Source organism: Brevibacillus invocatus (assembly GCF_003710915.1).
Taxonomy (GTDB): domain Bacteria; phylum Bacillota; class Bacilli; order Brevibacillales; family Brevibacillaceae; genus Brevibacillus; species Brevibacillus invocatus.
This window is the reverse complement of record NZ_RHHR01000040.1, coordinates 1-18743: the sequence shown is the minus strand read 5'-3', so window position 1 is coordinate 18743 and position 18743 is coordinate 1. Positions and strand designations below refer to the sequence as shown.

General features: G+C 49.5%; 15 protein-coding genes. 7 read left to right on the top strand and 8 right to left on the bottom strand.

The features are described 5' to 3' along the window. Window positions 1-167: 167 nt before the first annotated feature. The 3 genes from EDM52_RS19430 to EDM52_RS19420 all read left to right on the top strand — a co-directional run bounded on the left by EDM52_RS19430 (window position 168) and on the right by EDM52_RS19420 (window position 3801). Window positions 168-2453 carry an S-layer homology domain-containing protein gene (locus tag EDM52_RS19430; RefSeq protein WP_122910608.1) on the top strand — a complete coding sequence of 762 codons (2286 nt, stop codon included), beginning with the start codon at window positions 168-170 and terminating at the stop codon, window positions 2451-2453. 323 nt (window positions 2454-2776) lie between these two features. Next, window positions 2777-3376, top strand: coding sequence for a 30S ribosomal protein S4 (rpsD, locus tag EDM52_RS19425; RefSeq protein ID WP_122910607.1), 600 nt, complete (start codon window positions 2777-2779; stop codon window positions 3374-3376). 74 nt (window positions 3377-3450) lie between these two features. Beyond that, a complete protein-coding gene (locus EDM52_RS19420; protein ID WP_122910606.1) occupies window positions 3451-3801 on the top strand; it encodes a YunG family protein in 351 nt (116 codons plus the stop codon). Window positions 3802-3857: 56 nt separating this feature from the next. Here EDM52_RS19420 and EDM52_RS19415 read toward each other — a convergent pair whose 3' ends face one another. Further along, on the bottom strand, window positions 3858-4202 hold the full coding sequence (locus tag EDM52_RS19415) for a hypothetical protein (protein ID WP_122910605.1): 345 nt from the start codon (window positions 4200-4202) through the stop codon (window positions 3858-3860). Window positions 4203-4317: 115 nt separating this feature from the next. Here EDM52_RS19415 and EDM52_RS19410 point away from each other — a divergent pair, with 115 nt between their 5' ends. The 4 genes from EDM52_RS19410 to EDM52_RS19395 all read left to right on the top strand — a co-directional run bounded on the left by EDM52_RS19410 (window position 4318) and on the right by EDM52_RS19395 (window position 9986). Next, window positions 4318-7443 carry a penicillin-binding protein 1A gene (locus tag EDM52_RS19410; protein WP_122910604.1) on the top strand — a complete coding sequence of 1042 codons (3126 nt, stop codon included), beginning with the start codon at window positions 4318-4320 and terminating at the stop codon, window positions 7441-7443. A gap of 75 nt (window positions 7444-7518) precedes the next feature. Then, entirely contained in the window at window positions 7519-8151 is a 633-nt protein-coding gene (locus EDM52_RS19405; protein WP_122910603.1) for an N-acetyltransferase, read from the top strand. A 42-nt stretch (window positions 8152-8193) separates the two neighbouring features. Further along, on the top strand, window positions 8194-8838 hold the full coding sequence (locus EDM52_RS19400; RefSeq protein WP_122910602.1) for a CBS and ACT domain-containing protein: 645 nt from the start codon (window positions 8194-8196) through the stop codon (window positions 8836-8838). Beyond that, on the top strand, window positions 8835-9986 hold the full coding sequence (locus EDM52_RS19395; RefSeq protein ID WP_122910601.1) for an acetoin utilization protein AcuC: 1152 nt from the start codon (window positions 8835-8837) through the stop codon (window positions 9984-9986). The genes EDM52_RS19400 and EDM52_RS19395 overlap by 4 nt, the downstream gene beginning before the upstream one ends. 74 nt (window positions 9987-10060) lie before the next feature. On the opposite strand, the gene EDM52_RS19390 is transcribed toward EDM52_RS19395, so the two are convergent. From EDM52_RS19390 to EDM52_RS19360, 7 genes are all read right to left on the bottom strand, one after another. Further along, entirely contained in the window at window positions 10061-12001 is a 1941-nt protein-coding gene (locus tag EDM52_RS19390; protein WP_415783100.1) for a TRAP transporter permease, read from the bottom strand. A gap of 68 nt (window positions 12002-12069) precedes the next feature. Further along, window positions 12070-13086 (bottom strand): TAXI family TRAP transporter solute-binding subunit, encoded by a 1017-nt coding sequence (locus EDM52_RS19385; protein WP_122910599.1) that lies wholly within the window; start codon window positions 13084-13086, stop codon window positions 12070-12072. Between the two features lie 246 nt (window positions 13087-13332). Continuing rightward, window positions 13333-14706 carry a GntP family permease gene (locus EDM52_RS19380; RefSeq protein WP_122910598.1) on the bottom strand — a complete coding sequence of 458 codons (1374 nt, stop codon included), beginning with the start codon at window positions 14704-14706 and terminating at the stop codon, window positions 13333-13335. Window positions 14707-14824: 118 nt separating this feature from the next. After that, window positions 14825-15838: a 4-hydroxythreonine-4-phosphate dehydrogenase PdxA gene (gene pdxA / locus EDM52_RS19375; RefSeq protein WP_122910640.1), complete on the bottom strand. Its 1014-nt coding sequence runs from the start codon at window positions 15836-15838 to the stop codon at window positions 14825-14827. Window positions 15839-15853: 15 nt separating this feature from the next. Beyond that, on the bottom strand, window positions 15854-17140 hold the full coding sequence (locus EDM52_RS19370; protein WP_122910597.1) for a four-carbon acid sugar kinase family protein: 1287 nt from the start codon (window positions 17138-17140) through the stop codon (window positions 15854-15856). Further along, window positions 17137-17910 carry a DeoR/GlpR family DNA-binding transcription regulator gene (locus EDM52_RS19365; RefSeq protein ID WP_122910596.1) on the bottom strand — a complete coding sequence of 258 codons (774 nt, stop codon included), beginning with the start codon at window positions 17908-17910 and terminating at the stop codon, window positions 17137-17139. The genes EDM52_RS19370 and EDM52_RS19365 overlap by 4 nt, the downstream gene beginning before the upstream one ends. A gap of 531 nt (window positions 17911-18441) precedes the next feature. After that, window positions 18442-18743, bottom strand: a 302-nt coding sequence (locus EDM52_RS19360) for an imm11 family protein (RefSeq protein WP_338068333.1), incomplete at its 5' end; no start/stop codon positions are given.

Genomic DNA, 18743 nt, shown 5'->3' with positions numbered 1-18743 from the left:
GCCGGTTCTCAATTCTAGATTGATCCCGTAACATTTGGGACAAAATTCCCATTCCTTCACGAAACCTTCCAAAATGTACATCTCTTTTTTTCAACCTCTGAAACGGGAGCGATATATCGTGCGTCACACGTAATAAGTTGACACAAACTACATCGGAGGTCATCACTATGAAACCATTTTTATACCGTTCTAGCGCTATTCTCCTTACCACCAGTCTACTCCTGCCTGTTGCATCGGCACACGCAAATACCATTGCTGCAAATAAAGCGGTTTCCGTTTCGGCTCAAGGAAATCTGGCTGCTCTGGCTGCATCCAAGGACGCCAAGCTGTCTAAAGATGCTGCACTCGCCATCGCCAATCGCATTGTTCCAAGCCAAGGATTGGAGTTGAAATCTGTATCTTTTCGATCACCGGACAGCTGGAGAAACTTCCCTGAATGGTCCTTTAGTTGGGAGAAAAAAGTACCAGATAAAAATGAAGTCCAAACGTATTACAGCGTCAGTATCCACGCGAACACCGGAGAACTAACCTCCTATTCCTACCACGATCAGGAAAACGCCAACCTCCCTTACGCTAAACGGATTTCTTATGATGAAGCACGAAAACAAGCCGAGAGCTTCCTTGCAACCTACAACGCTGGAAAAGCAGCACAAACAAAGCTCTATCTGCGCTCGGCGCCAACTCCCAAAACACCGTTGTACGCCAATTCTACCTATTCCTTCAGTTTTGCCCGAGTCGTGGATGGGATCTGGTTTATTGAAAACAGTGCTGAGGTATCGGTAAATAGCGCAGGTAAGGTAGTTGGCTACTCGTTGATGTGGAACGATGACATTCAATTCCACAAACCGTCTTCACCGATTTCTGAGGATGAGGCCAAGGAATTGCTGAAGGAAGAGACGAAGCCTTCTCTCGCCTACGTCATTCCGTGGGAAGCACAAGGAGAAATGCGCGAAAAGCCTGTGCTCGCGTATACCAATCCGTTTCAATTTGTGATTGACGCAAAAGATGGAACGGCTCTGAACCAATTGCTGGCGCCGCGCAGCGAAGCTAGTGACCCTGAGCCAGTCAGCGCCAAGTCTCTATCCGCTCGTCACAAGGGCAAGGCCCTGTCTCAGGAAGAAGCGATCAGGATGGCTTCGCAAACCTTCAACCTTTCCGGCTACGAACTGCGCTCTGCCCAATACAGCGAAAGTGAATACCGTGGAAATCGTCCTGTCTGGGATCTCTCCTATGAGAAAAAAGGAAGCCAGGATTATGATTACGCACATGTGTCCATCGATGCTGCAACCGGAGATATCTACTCCTATTCAAAGAGACCGAACAAACCACTGGCGAAAGATGGAACGACACGCAAGCTGGACACTGATGCCCTAAAAGAACAGGCGATGGACAGCATCCGCAAATGGACGCCTACTACTGCACACGAATTCTACTGGAATGAGCACTCCGCAGCGAATGTTCGTCCTGGCGATTCGAGTGAACAGACACTGGTATTCCAGCGTTACGTAGGAGATGTTCTTGCCGCATCTGGCTCTGCATCCGTCACCTTCGATGCGCAAACGGGCGAGATTGTTTCCTACCACGCCGAGATTGGCAAGGAGAAGTACCCTTCTCAGCCGCCGAAGCACCTCTCTGCTGACAAGGCTGCTGATGCTTGGTGGGATGAGGCTGAAATCGAAGCTGTCTATGTCATGGAGCAGCTCAGCCCGGAAGATCAGAAAAAAATTCAGACACAGCCATCCTACATTCCAAAACGGGAAGCCAAGCTTGTCTATCGCGCCAGTGCCACGCTCTTCGATGAGCCCTACTTCTTCGATGCGGTCTCGGGAGACTGGCGTTCGCAATCGACAGGAAAAACCGTTGCCCTGCATCGCGCTGCTCCAAGCGATCTAGAAGGTCATCCTGCTGCCAAGGAGCTGCTCTTGATGTATGAATACGACGCGCTTTCCCTCATCGACGGCAAGATCGTGCCCGAGAAGACGATCACTCGCGGAGAAATGATCGAAATGCTGATGATCAGCATCAATCAAGGAAGATTCTTCCCGGTCTATTCTGCGGAAAGAAAAGCGTCATTCAGCGATGTTTCCAATCAATCCCGCTACTTTGCCGCCGTCGAAAGCGCAGTAGACAGGGGGCTTCTCGACAAGCAATCGTCTAAACTCAATCCGGACGAAGCGATTACCAGAGAAGAGCTGGCTGATATGATCGTTCGCGCCCTGGGTTATCACAACCTTGCCCAATACTCCGAAATGTTCCAAAGCGATCTAAGTGATATTGCGAATTCCAAAAAGCGCGGTTCAATCGTGATTGCAACCACGCTGGGCATCATTCCGACCGACAAGCAGAAGTTCCAGCCTGCTGCAAGCGTCAGTCGAGCAGATGCTGCGATCTCCTTTAGTCGCTTCCTGGAAAAGCGCAGTGAACAGGACACCAAACCCATTCTGTATAGATAGGTAAAAACGCCGTTTCAAGCTTGTCTATCAAGGAATTCGAGGAACGCCATCCCGCTCATGCTGCTGGATGGCGTTTGCTATTCACCTCTTGACTTTGCCTTATCTCGCCTAGTATTATTGAGTGTATGTGTACAGGGTAGCATTGATTGCAGGTAAAAACGAAAGGCTCGACCCTCTTAGTTCCCTCCCTTACAGGCAGCGGCTGAACTATCTGTGAGGAGCACGATGCGGAAACGCTACCGTCTGAAGTTCGTGTAGATAAAGATGGAACTAACCTGTCGGAAGTAAACACCTGCGAATCCACATTAAAGGAGACTGAAAACATGTCACGTTACACAGGCCCACGCCACAAACTTGCTCGTCGTCTGGGAATCTCCCTCGATGGTACTGGCAAGGATATCAAACGCAACTTCCCTCCTGGTCAACACGGTCACAACACCCGTCGTAAAATCAGCGAGTATGGTATCCAGTTGCAAGAAAAACAAAAACTGCGCCATATGTTTGGCCTGAACGAAAAACAATTCCGTCGCACTTTCGACCATGCTAACAAAATGGCTGGCGTAGTGGGCGAAAACTTCATGAAATTGCTGGAATCCCGTCTGGACAACCTGGTATACCGCATGGGCTTTGCTCCATCTCGCCCTGCTGCTCGTCAGCTGGTAAACCATGGTCACTTCCTGGTAAACGGCAAAAAAGTAAACATCCCATCCTACCGTGTACAACCGGGTGATGTGATCTCCGTTCGCGAAAAATCCCGTGGTCTGCAACTGATCAAGGATTCCCTGGAAAGCCGTAACTTCCTGCCTAACTACGTTACATTCAATGATGCAGCGTTGGAAGGAACTTACACTCGTCTGCCAGATCGCGAAGAAATGCCTGCTGAAATCAACGAAGTTCTGATCGTTGAGTTCTACAGCCGTTAATCGATTGATCGTAAAAAGAGTAGCGCCGTTTATCGGTCTACTCTTTTTTATTTGGGAAAAGGAGGGTGATGCATATGCCAAGCTTTCATGAGGAAGAGATACGGGAAGTATTAAGGAAGTCCTGGTCCATCCATTCCAGCACGAAATGGACATCCGCCAATCCGGCAAAAGGGCAATGCGGTGTGACAGCTCTGGTCATCCATGACCTGTTCGGAGGCGAGATCCGCAAAACGCGGCTTTCAGAAGGCTGGCACTACTACAACGAGATTTCCGGCAAGCGAATGGATTTTACAGATTCCCAGTTTGCCGAAGCAATCAGCTATGACGACATTCCGTCCAGTCGCGAGGAAGCCTTTACGGATACGAATGGAGAACAATACCAATATCTGCAACAGGCCGTGCAGCGATATTTCCACCAATCCTAGCAAAAACAAAACAACCACCCATGCGAACAATGGCACAGGTGGTCGTGGGTGATAGCTCAGGGACCAATCGATACGAATTCTCCCTTGATGGCATCGAAATAAACATTGCCCGCGAATCCCTTCAAAGGTTTGTAGACGAGAACAGGCTTGTCGAGCTGCTTGGACCAGACATAAACCAGATGAAGCGGCGACTCCTTTAAAATCTTTTCCACAGCAATTTCAGCGGCCACTGCATTTTGGGGATCAGGCAACGCAACCTGCTTCTGGGCAAATCCACCCTGGAAGCCAACGATATCGCCGCTCCCCTCATCAACCATGACTACATAAGGCTGATCGATAACAGGAATCCCTTTGTGAGCAGCAAGAAAATGCAGCTGCAGCGGTGCAGAAGCTTGATTCACTGACTGTAAAGATTTTGTACTTCTTGAGCTTCTCTCCCCTGCCAGCTTCGCAATTTCTATCCTACACGTTCCTCCTATGGTATAATCAGGCTGTATGCTAGGGGGTCGTAGATCTATGTCGAATAACCAAACATCTTCCTCTGAACCGAAAAAGAAAAAACGTCGCCGTGGTCGCAGACGATTGGTCTGGATCATGGTCCAGCTGATCTTTTTGCTCGGCTTGATGGGTGCGGCGATGGCCGGAGGAATCGTGACAGGTTATGTTGCAGCACTCGTTAAAGACGAGCCCGTTCGCAACAAAGCGGAATTGGAAGAGAAAATTTTCACCAACTATTTGACAGGATTCGCTTATTACAACGACGGCTCGCTCATCGGTCAGCTGCGTGCTGAAGAAGGCGACCGGCGTTTGGTGAAAAAGGCTGACGTTTCTCCCTATTTGATCAATGCTATCATCGCAACAGAAGACAAAGGCTATTACCAGCACAAAGGGATCGCCGTACAGTCTACCTTGCGAGCTACTTACCAGGAGTTGACCAATCAGCCAGTCGTGACAGGCGGCAGTACCATTACCCAACAGCTCGTCAAAAACACGATCCTGACCCATGAAGTGAGCCACGCCAGAAAAGCGCGTGAAATCTTCAATGCCCTGCGGATCGAGCAAATGTTTTCCAAGGATGAGATTTTGGAAGCCTACATGAACGAAATCTACCTGGGCAAGAACGCCAACGGCTCCAATATTTACGGCGTCCAGGCAGCCGCCAAGGGTGTCTTTGGCAAAGAAGTAAAAGAACTCACCCTGAGTGAAGCTTCTTATATGGCCGGGATGATTCAAAATCCGGGTGCCTACTCCCCGTTTGGAAATGAAAGCTACGAACGCGGTAAAGAGCGGCAAAAAATGGTTCTCGACCGCATGATGGAAAATGGCTACATCACGCAATCTCAATACGATACGGCTCTGGCTGTCGATCTAAAAGCGCAATTGGCTAAACCGACACAGCAAGCGTATCGGGAAGTTCCTTTCCTCATGATGGAGATTGAAGAACGGGCAGCACGTCAGCTGGTTGACGCGGAGCTCAAGGAAAAGGGCCGAGACAAATCAACAATCGGTCGCAACGAGTATCGCCTGCTGGTCGAGGAAAAACGCCGCGATATCCTGCGCAGAGGCTACAAGGTTTACACCACGTTTGATAAAAACGTACATAACATCATGCAGTCTGTGGCATCTGACGCAAGCAATTTCGGTAAAAACCGGACCTATACAATCAAACGTTCCAATGGAAAGACAGAGAAGATCGAAGACGCGCTTGAAGAAGTAGGCGCAATGATGATCCACAACCGGACTGGTGCGATCCTAGGCATGATCGGCGGTCGAGACTTTACAGTCGAGCAGACCAACCATGCTACCGCACCCAGACAGCCTGGTTCTGCGATGAAGCCACTGGCCGCTTACGCTCCCGCTTTTGAGCTGGGACTGCTGCAGCCAGCCTCTCCTTTGGACGATTCACCTGTGCTGCTCAGTGACGGACAAAAAGGATCTCACTTACCGAAAAACTGGAACAACAAATGGCAAGGGATCATGAGTACGCGTGAAGCTCTTCGTCAGTCCTGGAACATTCCGGCGATCAAAGCGTATCTGAAGGTGGGCATCCCAACTGCACTGGAATACGTGAAGAAAACGGGTATTACCACACTGGTTGATGCAGACAATTACGCGCAGACCGGGGTAATCGGAGGCTTGACTTACGGTACGACTGTAGAGGAAATGACAAATGCCTATGCGACCTTTGCCAACAACGGTTCGTTCGTAGATGCCTATCTGATCGAACGGATTGAGGACAGCCGGGGACAGGTCATTTACCACCATCAGACACAGCCTGTACAGGTATATAGCGAACAAACCGCATACCTGATTACCGACATGATGCGCACAGTAGTGAACTCCGGTACCGGAACCCATATCCGCAAATTCGTACCGCGCAAAGTGGACGTCGCAGGGAAAACAGGTACGACGAATAGCAGTAACGACTTGTGGTTTGTCGGCTATACACCTGAGGTATCGATGGGCGTATGGGTAGGCTTTGATGAACCGTACCCGATGCCGGATGCCGACAAGTACGTACCGATGATCGTCTGGGGCAAGGTGATGAAAGAAGTAATTGAAGCACATCCCAACCTCTCACCCCCTGATGCTACATTCAAAAAACCGGAGGGTATCGTCAGCGCTTCTGTCGATTCCAAATCCGGAAAATTGCCAAGCGAGCTTTCCAAGGAAGCCGGCCACGTCATCTCCGACATCTTTAACCGCAAATTTGTTCCGTCAGAGGTGGACGATTCCCATCAGAAGGCTAGAGTGATCACCTACGAAGGAGAGCGTTATCTCGCCAAGGAAGGTACGCCTGACGACTTTGTGACGGAAGGCATCTTCTACCGCTCCCCTGATCCGCTCCCGACAAAAGAGATAATTCAGGCCAGCAATTCGAAGGTAGCTGTCAGACCGCCGGATTGGGAGCAAAGGCTGCCAGACGCCGAAGATCCGCGCACAGAAGTAGCCGGTGCTCCTTCCTCGCCAACCGGATTTGTTGCCAACCGGACAGGTACGCAAGCCGTGTTGACCTGGCAATCAGCAAAAGAACCCGATCTGGTCGGCTATCGCATTTATCGCGCAAACGCCTTGCACGGCTTCACGCACATTGGCACCGTCAAGGATCCTGCGGTTCTCACTCTCACGGACGCCAATTCGCAAGGCGATTCCGCTTACTATGTGACCGCAGTAGATCTTACTGGAGTGGAATCACAACCATCGATCATCGCTTCAGTCGGCTCTTCTTCGACAACTTGGGAGCTGCCGCAATCACCGACCGACAATCCGATTGACGGAGGAACGGTACCGGGTACAGATCCAGGCGAGCTGCCAGATCCAATTCTGGGGCAGCCCAATACGGGGAATCCGATAGATTCACCATCTACATTGCCGCCATCTGCACCACAGTCCGTGACGATCGCAGACACAGGTAACGGCTGGAAATTGCAGTGGAGAGCAAACAAAGCATCAGAACAGGTCATTGCCTATAACGTCTACTTCAGTCCTGATCCAAGCAGTGGTTATCTGCTCCTGGGGACCGTATCCACCACGACCTTTACCCATGCTGCTGGAGTAGATAATCCGAATTACTACATCACCGCAGTGAACAGTTACGGGGAGTCACCGCATTCAAACAACGTAACTGGACGACTACCATGAATAGATAGCGCACGAGAATGAGCAGAGATGGCGATAACACCATCTCTCTTTTTCTACATTTTGGGAGGTGAACGGATGGATCACATCAAGCGGTATTATTCTCTACCCTTGGAGGTAAACGGCAGAGAATTGATCATCGAGGGTCCCATCTCTGGTGCAGAATTGGCTGCCTATCGTTTTGATGACGGATTAAAAGCATTTCGAATACCGGAAATGCAACATAAAGCTTTAGTGGAAATTGCCGATCTACCCGAAGGTCGGATCATCGTAGCGCGTGAAGAAGATCTCGTTCTTGGCTACGTAACCTTTCTCCATCCCGATCCTTTGGAGCGATGGTCGCAAGCCAAATTGCCCGACCTTCTGGAGCTGGGAGCTATCGAGATCAGTCCCCTGGTGCGAGCAGGTGGAGTGGCGAAAAAGCTGCTGGAGGTCTCGTTCCTCGACGATGCGATGGAAGACTACATCATTATCACGACAGAGTATTACTGGCACTGGGATTTGAAAGGAACCGGACTGGATGTCTGGCAGTACCGAAAAGTGATGGAAAAAGTGATGGGAAGTGTCGGGATGATCTGGCTGGCTACAGACGACCCGGAGATTTGCAGCCATCCGGCCAACTGTTTGATGGCGAAGATCGGAGGGCGCGTACCTCCAGAAAGTGTTGAAGCCTTTGATGCCATGCGTTTTCAGAATCGCTTTTTATATTAAAAGTAGTCCTCTCCCTATCTGAAATCAATGGAGGAATCTTTCATGCGCATTGAAGATATGATGCGAAAAAATCTGGTTACGGTGAATCCGGCCACTCCCATTGGTGAAGCCCTTCTTTTGCTCAGAATCAACCGAATCCGTCATCTCCCTGTGTTGGATAAAGAGCAGCTCATCGGGATCGTCTCTGATCGAGATTTGCGAGATGCCCTTCCCTCTCGACTAATCGCGCACGATGACGATGATACGATCCTGCACAAGCCCGTCTCGGACATCATGCGCAGACACGTCATCACGGCCCACCCGCTTGATTTCATCGAGGATGCTGCCGTACAGATCTACGAAAACAAAATCGGTTCCCTGCCGGTCGTAGAAGGAACTCGCCTGGTCGGCATGATCACCGAATCCGATCTGTTCAACAGTCTCATCGAGCTGTTCGGCGTCAACAAGCCCAGCTCTCACATTGAGGTGGAAGTGGAGGATCGTGTCGGAATGCTTGCAGAAGTGAGCCAGATCTTTCGGGAAGCGCAGGTGAATGTCAACAGCGTGGTCGTCTATCCTGGGAAAAAGCCCGCTACAAAAAATCTCGTTTTCCGCGTACAAACCTTCGATCCGAGGAGTATTCTTCAATTGCTGGCTGATCGCGGTTTTACGGTGGTCGGGCCTACGGATGGAGGGATTGACTTGTGAGTCGCCAAGCTCGTCTCATCTATTCGCCGAACTACACGGATTACTATTTTCACGATGACCATCCCTTCAATCAGCGCCGCCTGTTGCTCACCCACGAACTGATGCAGGCATACCAGCTTCTCCGTGACGAGGACATCCTCTCTCCCCGTCAAGCGACAGAAGCGGAACTGGAGCTGGTGCACGATCCTCGCTACATCCAGTTCGTACGCGATCAGGGACATCAGAGCGAGGTTCTTCCGCTGGCTGCCAGCTATGGATTGGGAACAGAAGATGTGCCTTGCTTTCTCAACATGCATGAAGCATCCTCGCTCATCGTGGGTGGAACCTTGCAAGCTGTAGATGTCGTCATGAACGGACAAGCCGATCACGCCTTCAATCCAGCTGGTGGCTTGCATCATGCTTTTCGCGGACGGGCTTCCGGCTTCTGCATCTACAACGATTGTTCCGTCGCGATCGCCTATATGCGCAAGCACTGGGATGCGCGAATCTTGTATATCGACACCGATGCGCACCACGGAGATGGGGTGCAATGGGCATTTTACGACGATCCCAACGTCCTGACCGTCTCCCTGCACGAGACAGGCAAATACCTGTTTCCGGGCACTGGCAATACAACCGAACGCGGCGATGGCAATGGATACGGGTTCTCCGTCAACATCCCGCTGGAAGCGTTTACGGAGGATCAGTCTTTCATTGATCTCTATTCGGAGCTGATTCCCAAACTGGTGCGCGGTTTTAAACCGGATGTGATCCTGACGCAAAACGGCTGTGACGCCCATGCCTACGATCCGTTGACACATCTTTCCTGTTCCATGAAAATCTATCAGCAGATCCCTAGGCTGGCTCATCAGCTGGCCCATACCTACTGCAATGGGCGGTGGATTGCCGTCGGCGGCGGTGGCTATGACATCTGGCGCGTCGTTCCGCGAGCCTGGACGTTGCTGTGGAGCGAAATGAGCGATCAGCAGCTGCCGGATGAGACAAAGATTCCAGATGCCTGGCGAGAGAAATGGCAGCCTCAGAGCGAATTGCCACTCCCCGTCCACCTTTTCGATGAACCATTTCCAGCGATTCCTCGTCGGGAAGAGATTACACAGAAAAATCTCGTGACACTGGAGCGAGCGATGATGCACGCACCAATCGCATAAAAAAAAGAAAAGCGAAAATCCCCCTCTTTGTTCCTTTTCAGGGAGGGGGATTTCCTATTCTTTCTATGCGTTTATCAACCTACACTGACTTCCAGCTTTCTGTCCTTGCGATACTGGAAAAAGCCAACAGCCAGCATGATCACAAGCCCGATCAATGAGACCAGTATTCCCTCTGGATACACCAGCATCAATCCGGCGAGCACCAGCAGGCTCCGTTCAAACACACTAGCGGTTCGGATCAAGTAGCCCATAATGCCCGCACTGATGCTTGCCATGCCGATCAAAGCGGTAATCAAAGGAACGATCAGGAACCAGAGTGATTCACCTTCTAATAGTAGGATTGGATTAAAGACGAAAACATACGGAATGATAAATGCGGCAATCGCCAGCTTTACAGCAATAAACCCTGTCTTCATTGGGTTGGCTTGGGCGATCCCCGCCCCGGCATAGGCAGCCAAGCATACCGGCGGCGTAATATCGGCTACGATACCGAAGTAAAACACAAACATATGGGCCGCGATCATCGGGACGCCAAATTCCATTAGAGCTGGAGCCGCCATGGTAGCAGTCACCACGTAATTCGCTGTGGTTGGGAGTCCCATCCCCAGCACGATACAGGCAATCATCGTGAAAAATAGGATCAAAAAGAAGCTGCCTCCGGCGAGTTCCAGAATCCCTCCGGCAATCTTTCCGCCAAGACCTGTAAGCACGACAATCCCGACAATAATTCCAGCCGTTGCACAAGCGGCAATCACCGACAATGCCGTTCTCGCTCCTTGCTCTAGCGAAGCGAGCAGCTCGCGAAAGGATAATCGCGTATCTTTGCGAAATGAGCTTACCAAAAGTGCAGCTGCAATTCCCCAAAGCGCCGCATAGGTTGGCGTGTAGCCTACGAGCAGTAGTCCAATGATGGTCAGAAGCGGGAGCAGGAGATCCATTCTCTTGAACAATCCTTCAAAACGAGGAAGCTTTTCCTTGGGAAGTCCCAAAATGCCATGTTTTTTGGCTTCAAAATGGGTTCCAAAGTAAATGCCGATGAAGTAGAGAAGAGCGGGAATGATGGCGATGATCATGATCTCGTTGTACGGAATCCCCGTATACTCAGCCATGATAAAGGCAGCTGCGCCCATGATCGGCGGCATGATTTGCCCGCCTGTTGAAGCAGAAGCCTCCGTCGCCGCCGCAAATTCGGGCTTAAATCCAGCTCGCTTCATCATCGGGATGGTAAAAGAACCGGAGCCGACCGTATTGGCCACCGAGCTCCCCGTCACCATGCCTTGCAAGGCACTTGCCGTGACCGCTGCTTTCGCTGTCCCTCCTGTCAGTCTTCCAGTCGCCGCAAAAGAGAGGTCGTTGAAAAATTGGCTGATTCCAGTCTTGGCTAACATGACGCCGAAAAATAAGAACAGAAAGATATAGGTAGAAGAAATTTGAATGGGGATGCCAAAGATTGCGTTGGAGCTGAAGAAAAGCTCTGTCGACAGAACCTTCCAGCTAAAGCCTGCATGCCCGAAATACGGAATGCCTTTCCCCCATAATCCATAGGACATGGCCAGCGCAGCAATGATGACGATCGGCATGCCGACAGAACGACGCGTCGCTTCCAGGAGCAAGAGAATCCCGATCGTCGCCACTGCGATGTCCAGCGATGTAAACCCTAGAATAATCGCTTTGGTTGTAATTCGTTCATAATGAAAGACAATATAAAAATTTGCAAAAATGGCAGCCAGTGCGAGTACAAAATCGTATACGGGAACGCCGCCCTTTTTCAGCAGCGATCTTTTCGCTGGGTACAAGATGAAAATCAGGGAAAGCGCCGTTCCTACATGAATGGCTCCTTGAATAATGGAAACGTATGGCCCCCTAAAGGCCGTATACAGGTGAAACAAAGTCAAGGATATGCCAAGCAGCGTAACCACCGCCGCGAATTTTCCCAGCTGTGTGCGATAGGCGCTTTCCGCATCGTATTTCGCAAGCAATTCTTGTTGCAATTCTTCGTGTCGTTTTTCCACCAAATCACCCCTTTTTTACTTGTTCAAACAAAGAGAACCGGATAGCGAGCGATCCGGTCCATTCTTGCAAGCTACTTCAAGATTCCTGCTTCTTTAAAGTATTTTTCAGCACCTGGATGAAAAGGAAGTCCCTCAGAGCCTTTCAGCGCATTTTCTTTTGTCAGATTGCTTCCTTGCTGATGCGTGATTTGCCCGGCATTCTCAAACATGGCCTTGGTAATCTCATATCCCAGCTCTTCGCTGATCTGGTTGGTGGAACCTACCATAATGGCATATGCGGACACCGTGCTTACCGGCTTATCCAACCAGGTGTATGTATCTGCCGGAATTTCAAATGCGCCGTAATCGCTATGGTCCTCCACGTACTTCAGTGCATCCCCTTCGATCGGCAAGTACTGCACATTTTTCGTCTGGGCTTGCAGCTCGTCGATGCTGGAGGCGGGCAATCCCAGCAATCCGAAAGAAGCATCAATGACCCCATCCTGCAGTTTGCCTTTTGCATCGCCGAAGCCTTCCTGGAATGCCTCGTAATCTCCGTCTTTGATCCCGTAAGCCTCCAACACCAGCTTTGCTGCGAATTGTGTTCCGCTCCCCGCTGGCCCGATTGCCACTTTTTTGCCTTTCAGATCAGCAATCGATTGAATTCCCTTGGATTTCAAGGAAACGACCTGCATAACCTCCGGGTAGATGTGGCCCATAAAACCGAAGTTTTCTACCTTTGTTCCCTCAAAATCATCTTTGCCATTTACTGCTCCCAGCGCAGTTAAATGCACGGTCATTCCCATTTGCATCTCGCCGCGCCCGATTTTCGCCAGATTGTCTACCGAAGCTCCAGAAGCAACAGCACTGGAATTAAACCCATCCACCTTCACATTCGCATTCAGCAGATTGGAGATTTCCTGACCTAAAGGAAAATAGGTACCGCCTGTACTCCCAGTCCCAATCTGAATATCCGTTCGGAAGTCATCCTGCTTGGCCGCTCCTCCACCCGGCACAGCCGAAGAGTCTTGCCCCCCGCTGCAAGCAGTCAAAGCCAAAGTCATAGATAATAGAAGAAATGCCCCAAATCGAAAGCCAGTCTTTTTCATCGTCTACCCCCTTGATTTGCTTTGAAATATTTTTTTCAAATATTTCTTAACCATGAAATTAATTAATCATATTGTATGCGTTCGTTAAGTACTCTGTCAAACTATTAACGAAATTTTTGTGCTATTCAAGCAAAGATGTGCCTCTTCCGCATCCGATCAAAACGCAAAAAACACCCCCTGCTGGAACAGCGGATCAACCTCGAAAGGTGATACCCATGTCCTGCTAGGGGGTGCGTAGTGCCTGTCTTACATAAACATATTCGCGATCAAGAGACAAACCAGACCGACAAACCAGGAAATCGTAGTCGGAACAGACCAAACCATGATTTGCTCTTTTACATTTTTAATACCCAGCATACGGTTTACGACCCAGAACAAGCTGTCGTTGAAATAGGAGAAGATCATCGAACCCATCGCAGCCGCTTGAGCTGCCAGTGCCATATTCACTTCCATGTTAGCCAGAATCGGCGCGGAAATAGAAGCTGCTGTCACCATCGCTACGGTTCCGCTACCTTGAACCAGACGGACGAGCGTAGCGACAAAGAATGGGATGAGAATCGCTGGCAGAGGCAATTCCGCAATTTTACCTGCGATGAAATCCCCTGCACCGCTCTCACGCAATACGGCACCAAGAGCGCCACCTGCACCGGTAACGAGAATAATGATCCCGGCTGTTTGGATTCCCTCTTCCATCCGGTCGAGTGTCGCGGAACGGCTCAGATGTCCAGCCAACGCGTAGATAGCTGCGATCAAGCCAATGCTGACGGCGATAATCGGTTTACCCAAGAAGATCAAAATTTCATAGAAACCGGTAGTCAGCTCCATCGCGGAAAGCGTGGTGTTCAGGAAAATAAGAATGATCGGGATGAGAATCGGCAGCAAGGATTTTGACAAAGAAGGCAGCTCAGCCGATTTTTTATCAGCCAAATCCAAAAACTCCTGGTACGCGATTTTGGTATCTGGTCTGGAGAAACCTGCATCTGAATCATCCGGAATTTGATAAATCCTGTTGCCCAGCCATTTCGCATACAAAACGCCCACGATCATGATCGGAATACCGAACAACAGACCCAAAGCGATCATCAGTCCGATGTCGACTCCAAAAATCCCTGCAACACCCAAAGGACCTGGCGTAGGCGGCACCAACGAGTGCGTTATCACAAGACCGACAGCCAACGCTACACCTAAGGAGATGACCGATTTCCCTGTTTTCTTTGAAAGCGCTTTTACCAATGGGTTTAAAATAACAAAGGCAGAGTCCACGAAGATCGGAATGGAAACGATATAACCAGCAATCGCCATCGCCCATTCTTCTTTTTTCTTGCCTACAAATCGAATCAAGGAATAAGCAAGGGTCTCAGCAGCCCCGGACACCTCAAGAATCCGCCCGATCATGACACCCAAACCGATGATGATCCCGATGGATGCAAGGGTACTCCCAAAACCTGCTGAAATGGTGTCCGCTACTTTTACCGGAGCCATTCCTCCTACAATTCCTGCAATGGATGCTGCGATGATCAGCGCTAGAAAAGCATGAATCTTTGTTCTTAATACGAGAAAAATCAAGATAACGACCGCTAAAACCAAGCCAACCACCATTTGCGTTCCTGAAACGTCCATACCTCTGATCCTCCTTTGTGTGAAAGTGTTTACATTTGAATGGATTTGTAATGAAGGGCGCTATTCGCCCTTCATCACAAGTCTCTCATTCTAGCCAAACAAGCCCGCGGTCCCTGAATTATAGCGTATTGCTTGTAAACTTAGGTGCGTATTGTGCTGCGAGCTTGATGCACTCTTCCATACTGATGCTCTCCGCGATGTTTTTCCCAGCGATGTCAAAAGCGGTACCGTGGTCAACAGAGGTGCGCAGGAAAGGCAATCCGTTGGTAATCGAGATGGTTCTGTGGAAATCTGTCATTTTCGCCGCGATATGTCCCTGGTCATGGTAGAGAGACAAGACGGCATCATATCTTCCATGCAGCGCCTGGAAGAAGACAGAATCCGCTGGTACTGGTCCTACAGCATCAATACCTGCCTGTCTGCCTGCCTCAACACCCGGCTTGATTTCATCCACTTCTTCCCTGCCGAACAATCCGCCCTCACCGCTATGTGGATTCAGGCCGGCCACCGCGATTTTCCTCGATTCGACACCCAGCCGCTTCAGAGCTTGATCGCAGCGAACCAGGTAGTCCTGCACGCGTTCTTTGGTCATCTGCGCAATCGCATCCTTCAAGGATAGATGGCGCGTCAGGAAGAAGATGCGCATGCCGTTCACTTCAAACATGGTCAACGGATCTTTGGTGTTCGTGAGCGATTCGAGCATTTCGGTATGACCGATGAAAGGCACCTTCGCCGCTTGCAGAGACTCCTTGTTGATCGGTGTTGTCGCCAGTGCTTTCACTTCGCCATTCATGGCCAGATCTACTGATTTTTTGATGTATTCAAATGCGCCTTGGCCGCCTTGTGCCGATACTTGACCGTATTCCAGCTTCTCGATATCGATATTGTCCAGGTCGATGACATCGACTGTTCCCAGCTCGTATTTTCCTTCAGCAGGAGAGCTCACTTTGTTGATTTTCAAATCCGCTTGTACGATCTCAATGGCTTTGGCGAGAACCTTGGCATCGCCAATGACCAGCGGCTTGCATACATCGTAGATTTCTTTTTTCGTCAGCGATTTCATCGTAATCTCTGGTCCAATCCCTGCCGGGTCCCCCATCGGAATCGCAATAATCGCTCTCTGTGTTGTCATCATTTTTGTTCCTCCTTAACATTTTGCCAAAAGAAATTGAATGCTTGTGTAGATGGCTTTCTTATCGCCTGCCATACCGCCTTTGGTGACAAGAGGAATGCCATCCAGATACCCTCCGATCAGGTGACCATATGCCACCAGCGGGAGTACCTCTACTTCCAGCTTGATTCCTTCTGCACCGCCAATCGCGCAGAGGGATGCCGTCACATCTCCGCCACTGGTGAAGCAGCCGCCGATTTCGTACTCGCTCTTCTGAATCACCAGGCGCGTAATTTTCCCCAGCCCGTCGGCAATGCGCTTCGCCAGACTTTCCTGTGTCGTCTGCTGCTCTTTGGCGATCTCCTTCAGGTTCAGCGGTTCGGCGAAGGGAGAATTCGTCGTGATGATCAGGATAGACTGCTTCTTCATTTCCTCCAAAACGACCTGAATCACACGATTGGTCTCTTCGTCCCACGATTCGTTCATGCTCGCCAGCTTTTTAGCGTCCACGTAGATCGGTTGGGCATTCGTTTTTTCCACCAGATATTGCAATTGACCTGCCGCATTGGAGGTGATGCTCCCCACCGTCACCAGAATCTTTTTGTCGCTTGCATGCTGGCGGGTATACACCTTGGAATAGATAGAGGACAACGGCCCAGGATCAACGGGAATCATCTGGTAATCCTTAATCGCGGCCATCGCTTTGGCAATCGATTCGATCTCCTCATCGGTCACGGCATCCATGACCAAGATCCGTTTGCCCTCTGAGATCAGCGTGCGCATAGCCTGTTCCGTTTCCAGCGCGCCAGCCAAAACCGTCTCCAGCGGAATGTACGAAACTGGATAGCTGCTTTGTTTTTGCACAATGGCCGGCACATACGATTCGGTGAGCGGAGCGACAGGATCTTTTGCTACATCCGTCGCCTGCAGGGGGATGCCATTTACCAGCAGATAGCCCCCAGAGGTAATTCGCCCCGAATCCGGGTAGGACGCTACCACCACCGCAATCGCTTTTTCACCAAGCTCGGACAATACGGTATCGATTTCTACACCAATATTGCCCCGGACTGTACTGTCGATGCGCTTGCAGATGACATCGGCGCCCCATTTTGTGAGATTATCCAAAACGGTCTTGACTCTCAGCTGCGCCACTTCTGCTCTCGCATATCGGCTATCCGTATCCACGCATACCGCGTTGTACGATTCCGATGTAGGATGATTGTTGAAATGCACCATCGTCGCTGCCTCAAAGCCTTGCCGGGCGAGCCTCACGCCAGTCGCGTTCGCCCCTGTCAGGTCATCTGCAATGACTCCAATTTTCATGTGGCCTCTCCCACCTCTGCTGTCACAACTTTCAGATGTTCTTTTAGCTTTTCCTTGTCTTCTGCTGTTAACCCATCATCTGTAATCAATCCGTCAAGACTTGCAAGATCGCAGACCTTCGTAAACGACTTCTGGTCAAACTTGCTGGAATCCGCTACTAACCAGGTGGTTCCTGCTGCTTCTATCATCATTTTTTTAATGGAAGCCTTTTCAAAGGTAGTTACCGTAATACCCGCGTCCAGATGGACTGCATGAGCACCCAGGAAAAACAGATCAACGTGGATATTTTTCAGGATCTGCTCCGTGAGCGGGCCAAACAACGCGCCTACACCATTTTGCAGCTCCCCGCCTGTCACGATGACCTTTACCTCACTGTCCATCAGCTCGGCAGCGATTTTGATATCATTGGTGATCACAGTCAGGTGTTTTTTATCCTTAAGCAATCTGGCAATCTCCAGGTTGGTTGTTCCAGAATCCAATAGTATCGTCGAGTGATCCGAAACGAGTGTCACAGCCTTTCGGGCGATTTGCCGTTTTTGGCTGCTGTATTTTCCCTCTTTTGTGAGAAAAGGTGTTTCCATGATCAAGGGCTTGTTGAGAATCGCCCCTCCGAATGTACGGATGATCTTCTCTTCTTCTTCCAGGGTAGAGAGATCCCGGCGAATGGTCATGGCTGATACGTTGAGCTGTTCAGCAAGTTGATCAATATCGATTTTCTCGTCCTTGCTTAGCTGTTCCAAAATCCATTTTCTTCGCTCTTGTGGTAACAAAGTCATCACCCTTTGTTCATTTCGAACATTTTATAGTGTTAGTATGTTTTTTTTGAACAATTTTGTCAAGGTTTTAAATGTTTTTTGTGTTAATTGAACAAGTTTTGTTTGTGATTCACTTTTTGTTGTGTGTTTTTGTAACATCTGTTGGTGCGCTAACTTTCTCTTAAGCTCCCAATACCTGCACTCGTCTTAATTTCCAATGTTTTATTGTATTGTTCGTCATTCACACAATCTATTGATGAGATAAAAAACGTAGATAATAAATAGCACTTTAGAAGTAGGAAAGTCGGCTATCGTTATACATGTCCTTCCCAAATGCTATATATAAACTGGTACGTTACCCCAGATTGTTTTAGACTTTTCCATTTCGTGAATATAGGTACGGACAGAACAAGGGTTATGTTCTTAAACTAGAGGTAAGGTGATTCATTCGCTACCCCACCCCCTGTTCGAGGGCGGCTGCATGAACAAAAAGAAACCCCAAACAAGTAGTTGTTTACTCATTTGGGGGAAATGATCTAAAATGATTTAGCTAACTCTTACTTCTAAGAAATCGCAACCAGTAATATTATTCTCATTCAACGTTTTTTTTACAATTTCCGAAACAAAAATTCCAAACGGATCATCAGTTAGTCTAAGAAGATGCACTTCTTTCAACTCACTATATTTGAGCGCATACTTTTTTACAGAGAGGACTTTTTCATTCTCATCTAATTCAAATTCTGTATAATCTGAGTTAGCCAAATCTAGTGCATCCACGAGGTTATAAATATTGCATACAGAATAACCTTCTAATTCTTCGTTATTAGATGAATCAATTTCATAATTGC

Coding starts and splice junctions, on each gene's coding strand:
- EDM52_RS19380 (WP_122910598.1), bottom strand. CDS start 14,706: ATGGACGTTTCAGGAACGCAAATGGTGGTTGGCTTGGTTTTAGCGGTC.
- rpsD (WP_122910607.1), top strand. CDS start 2,777: ATGTCACGTTACACAGGCCCACGCCACAAACTTGCTCGTCGTCTGGGA.
- EDM52_RS19385 (WP_122910599.1), bottom strand. CDS start 13,086: ATGAAAAAGACTGGCTTTCGATTTGGGGCATTTCTTCTATTATCTATG.
- EDM52_RS19420 (WP_122910606.1), top strand. CDS start 3,451: ATGCCAAGCTTTCATGAGGAAGAGATACGGGAAGTATTAAGGAAGTCC.
- pdxA (WP_122910640.1), bottom strand. CDS start 15,838: ATGACAACACAGAGAGCGATTATTGCGATTCCGATGGGGGACCCGGCA.
- EDM52_RS19410 (WP_122910604.1), top strand. CDS start 4,318: ATGTCGAATAACCAAACATCTTCCTCTGAACCGAAAAAGAAAAAACGT.
- EDM52_RS19370 (WP_122910597.1), bottom strand. CDS start 17,140: ATGAAAATTGGAGTCATTGCAGATGACCTGACAGGGGCGAACGCGACT.
- EDM52_RS19405 (WP_122910603.1), top strand. CDS start 7,519: ATGGATCACATCAAGCGGTATTATTCTCTACCCTTGGAGGTAAACGGC.
- EDM52_RS19430 (WP_122910608.1), top strand. CDS start 168: ATGAAACCATTTTTATACCGTTCTAGCGCTATTCTCCTTACCACCAGT.
- EDM52_RS19400 (WP_122910602.1), top strand. CDS start 8,194: ATGCGCATTGAAGATATGATGCGAAAAAATCTGGTTACGGTGAATCCG.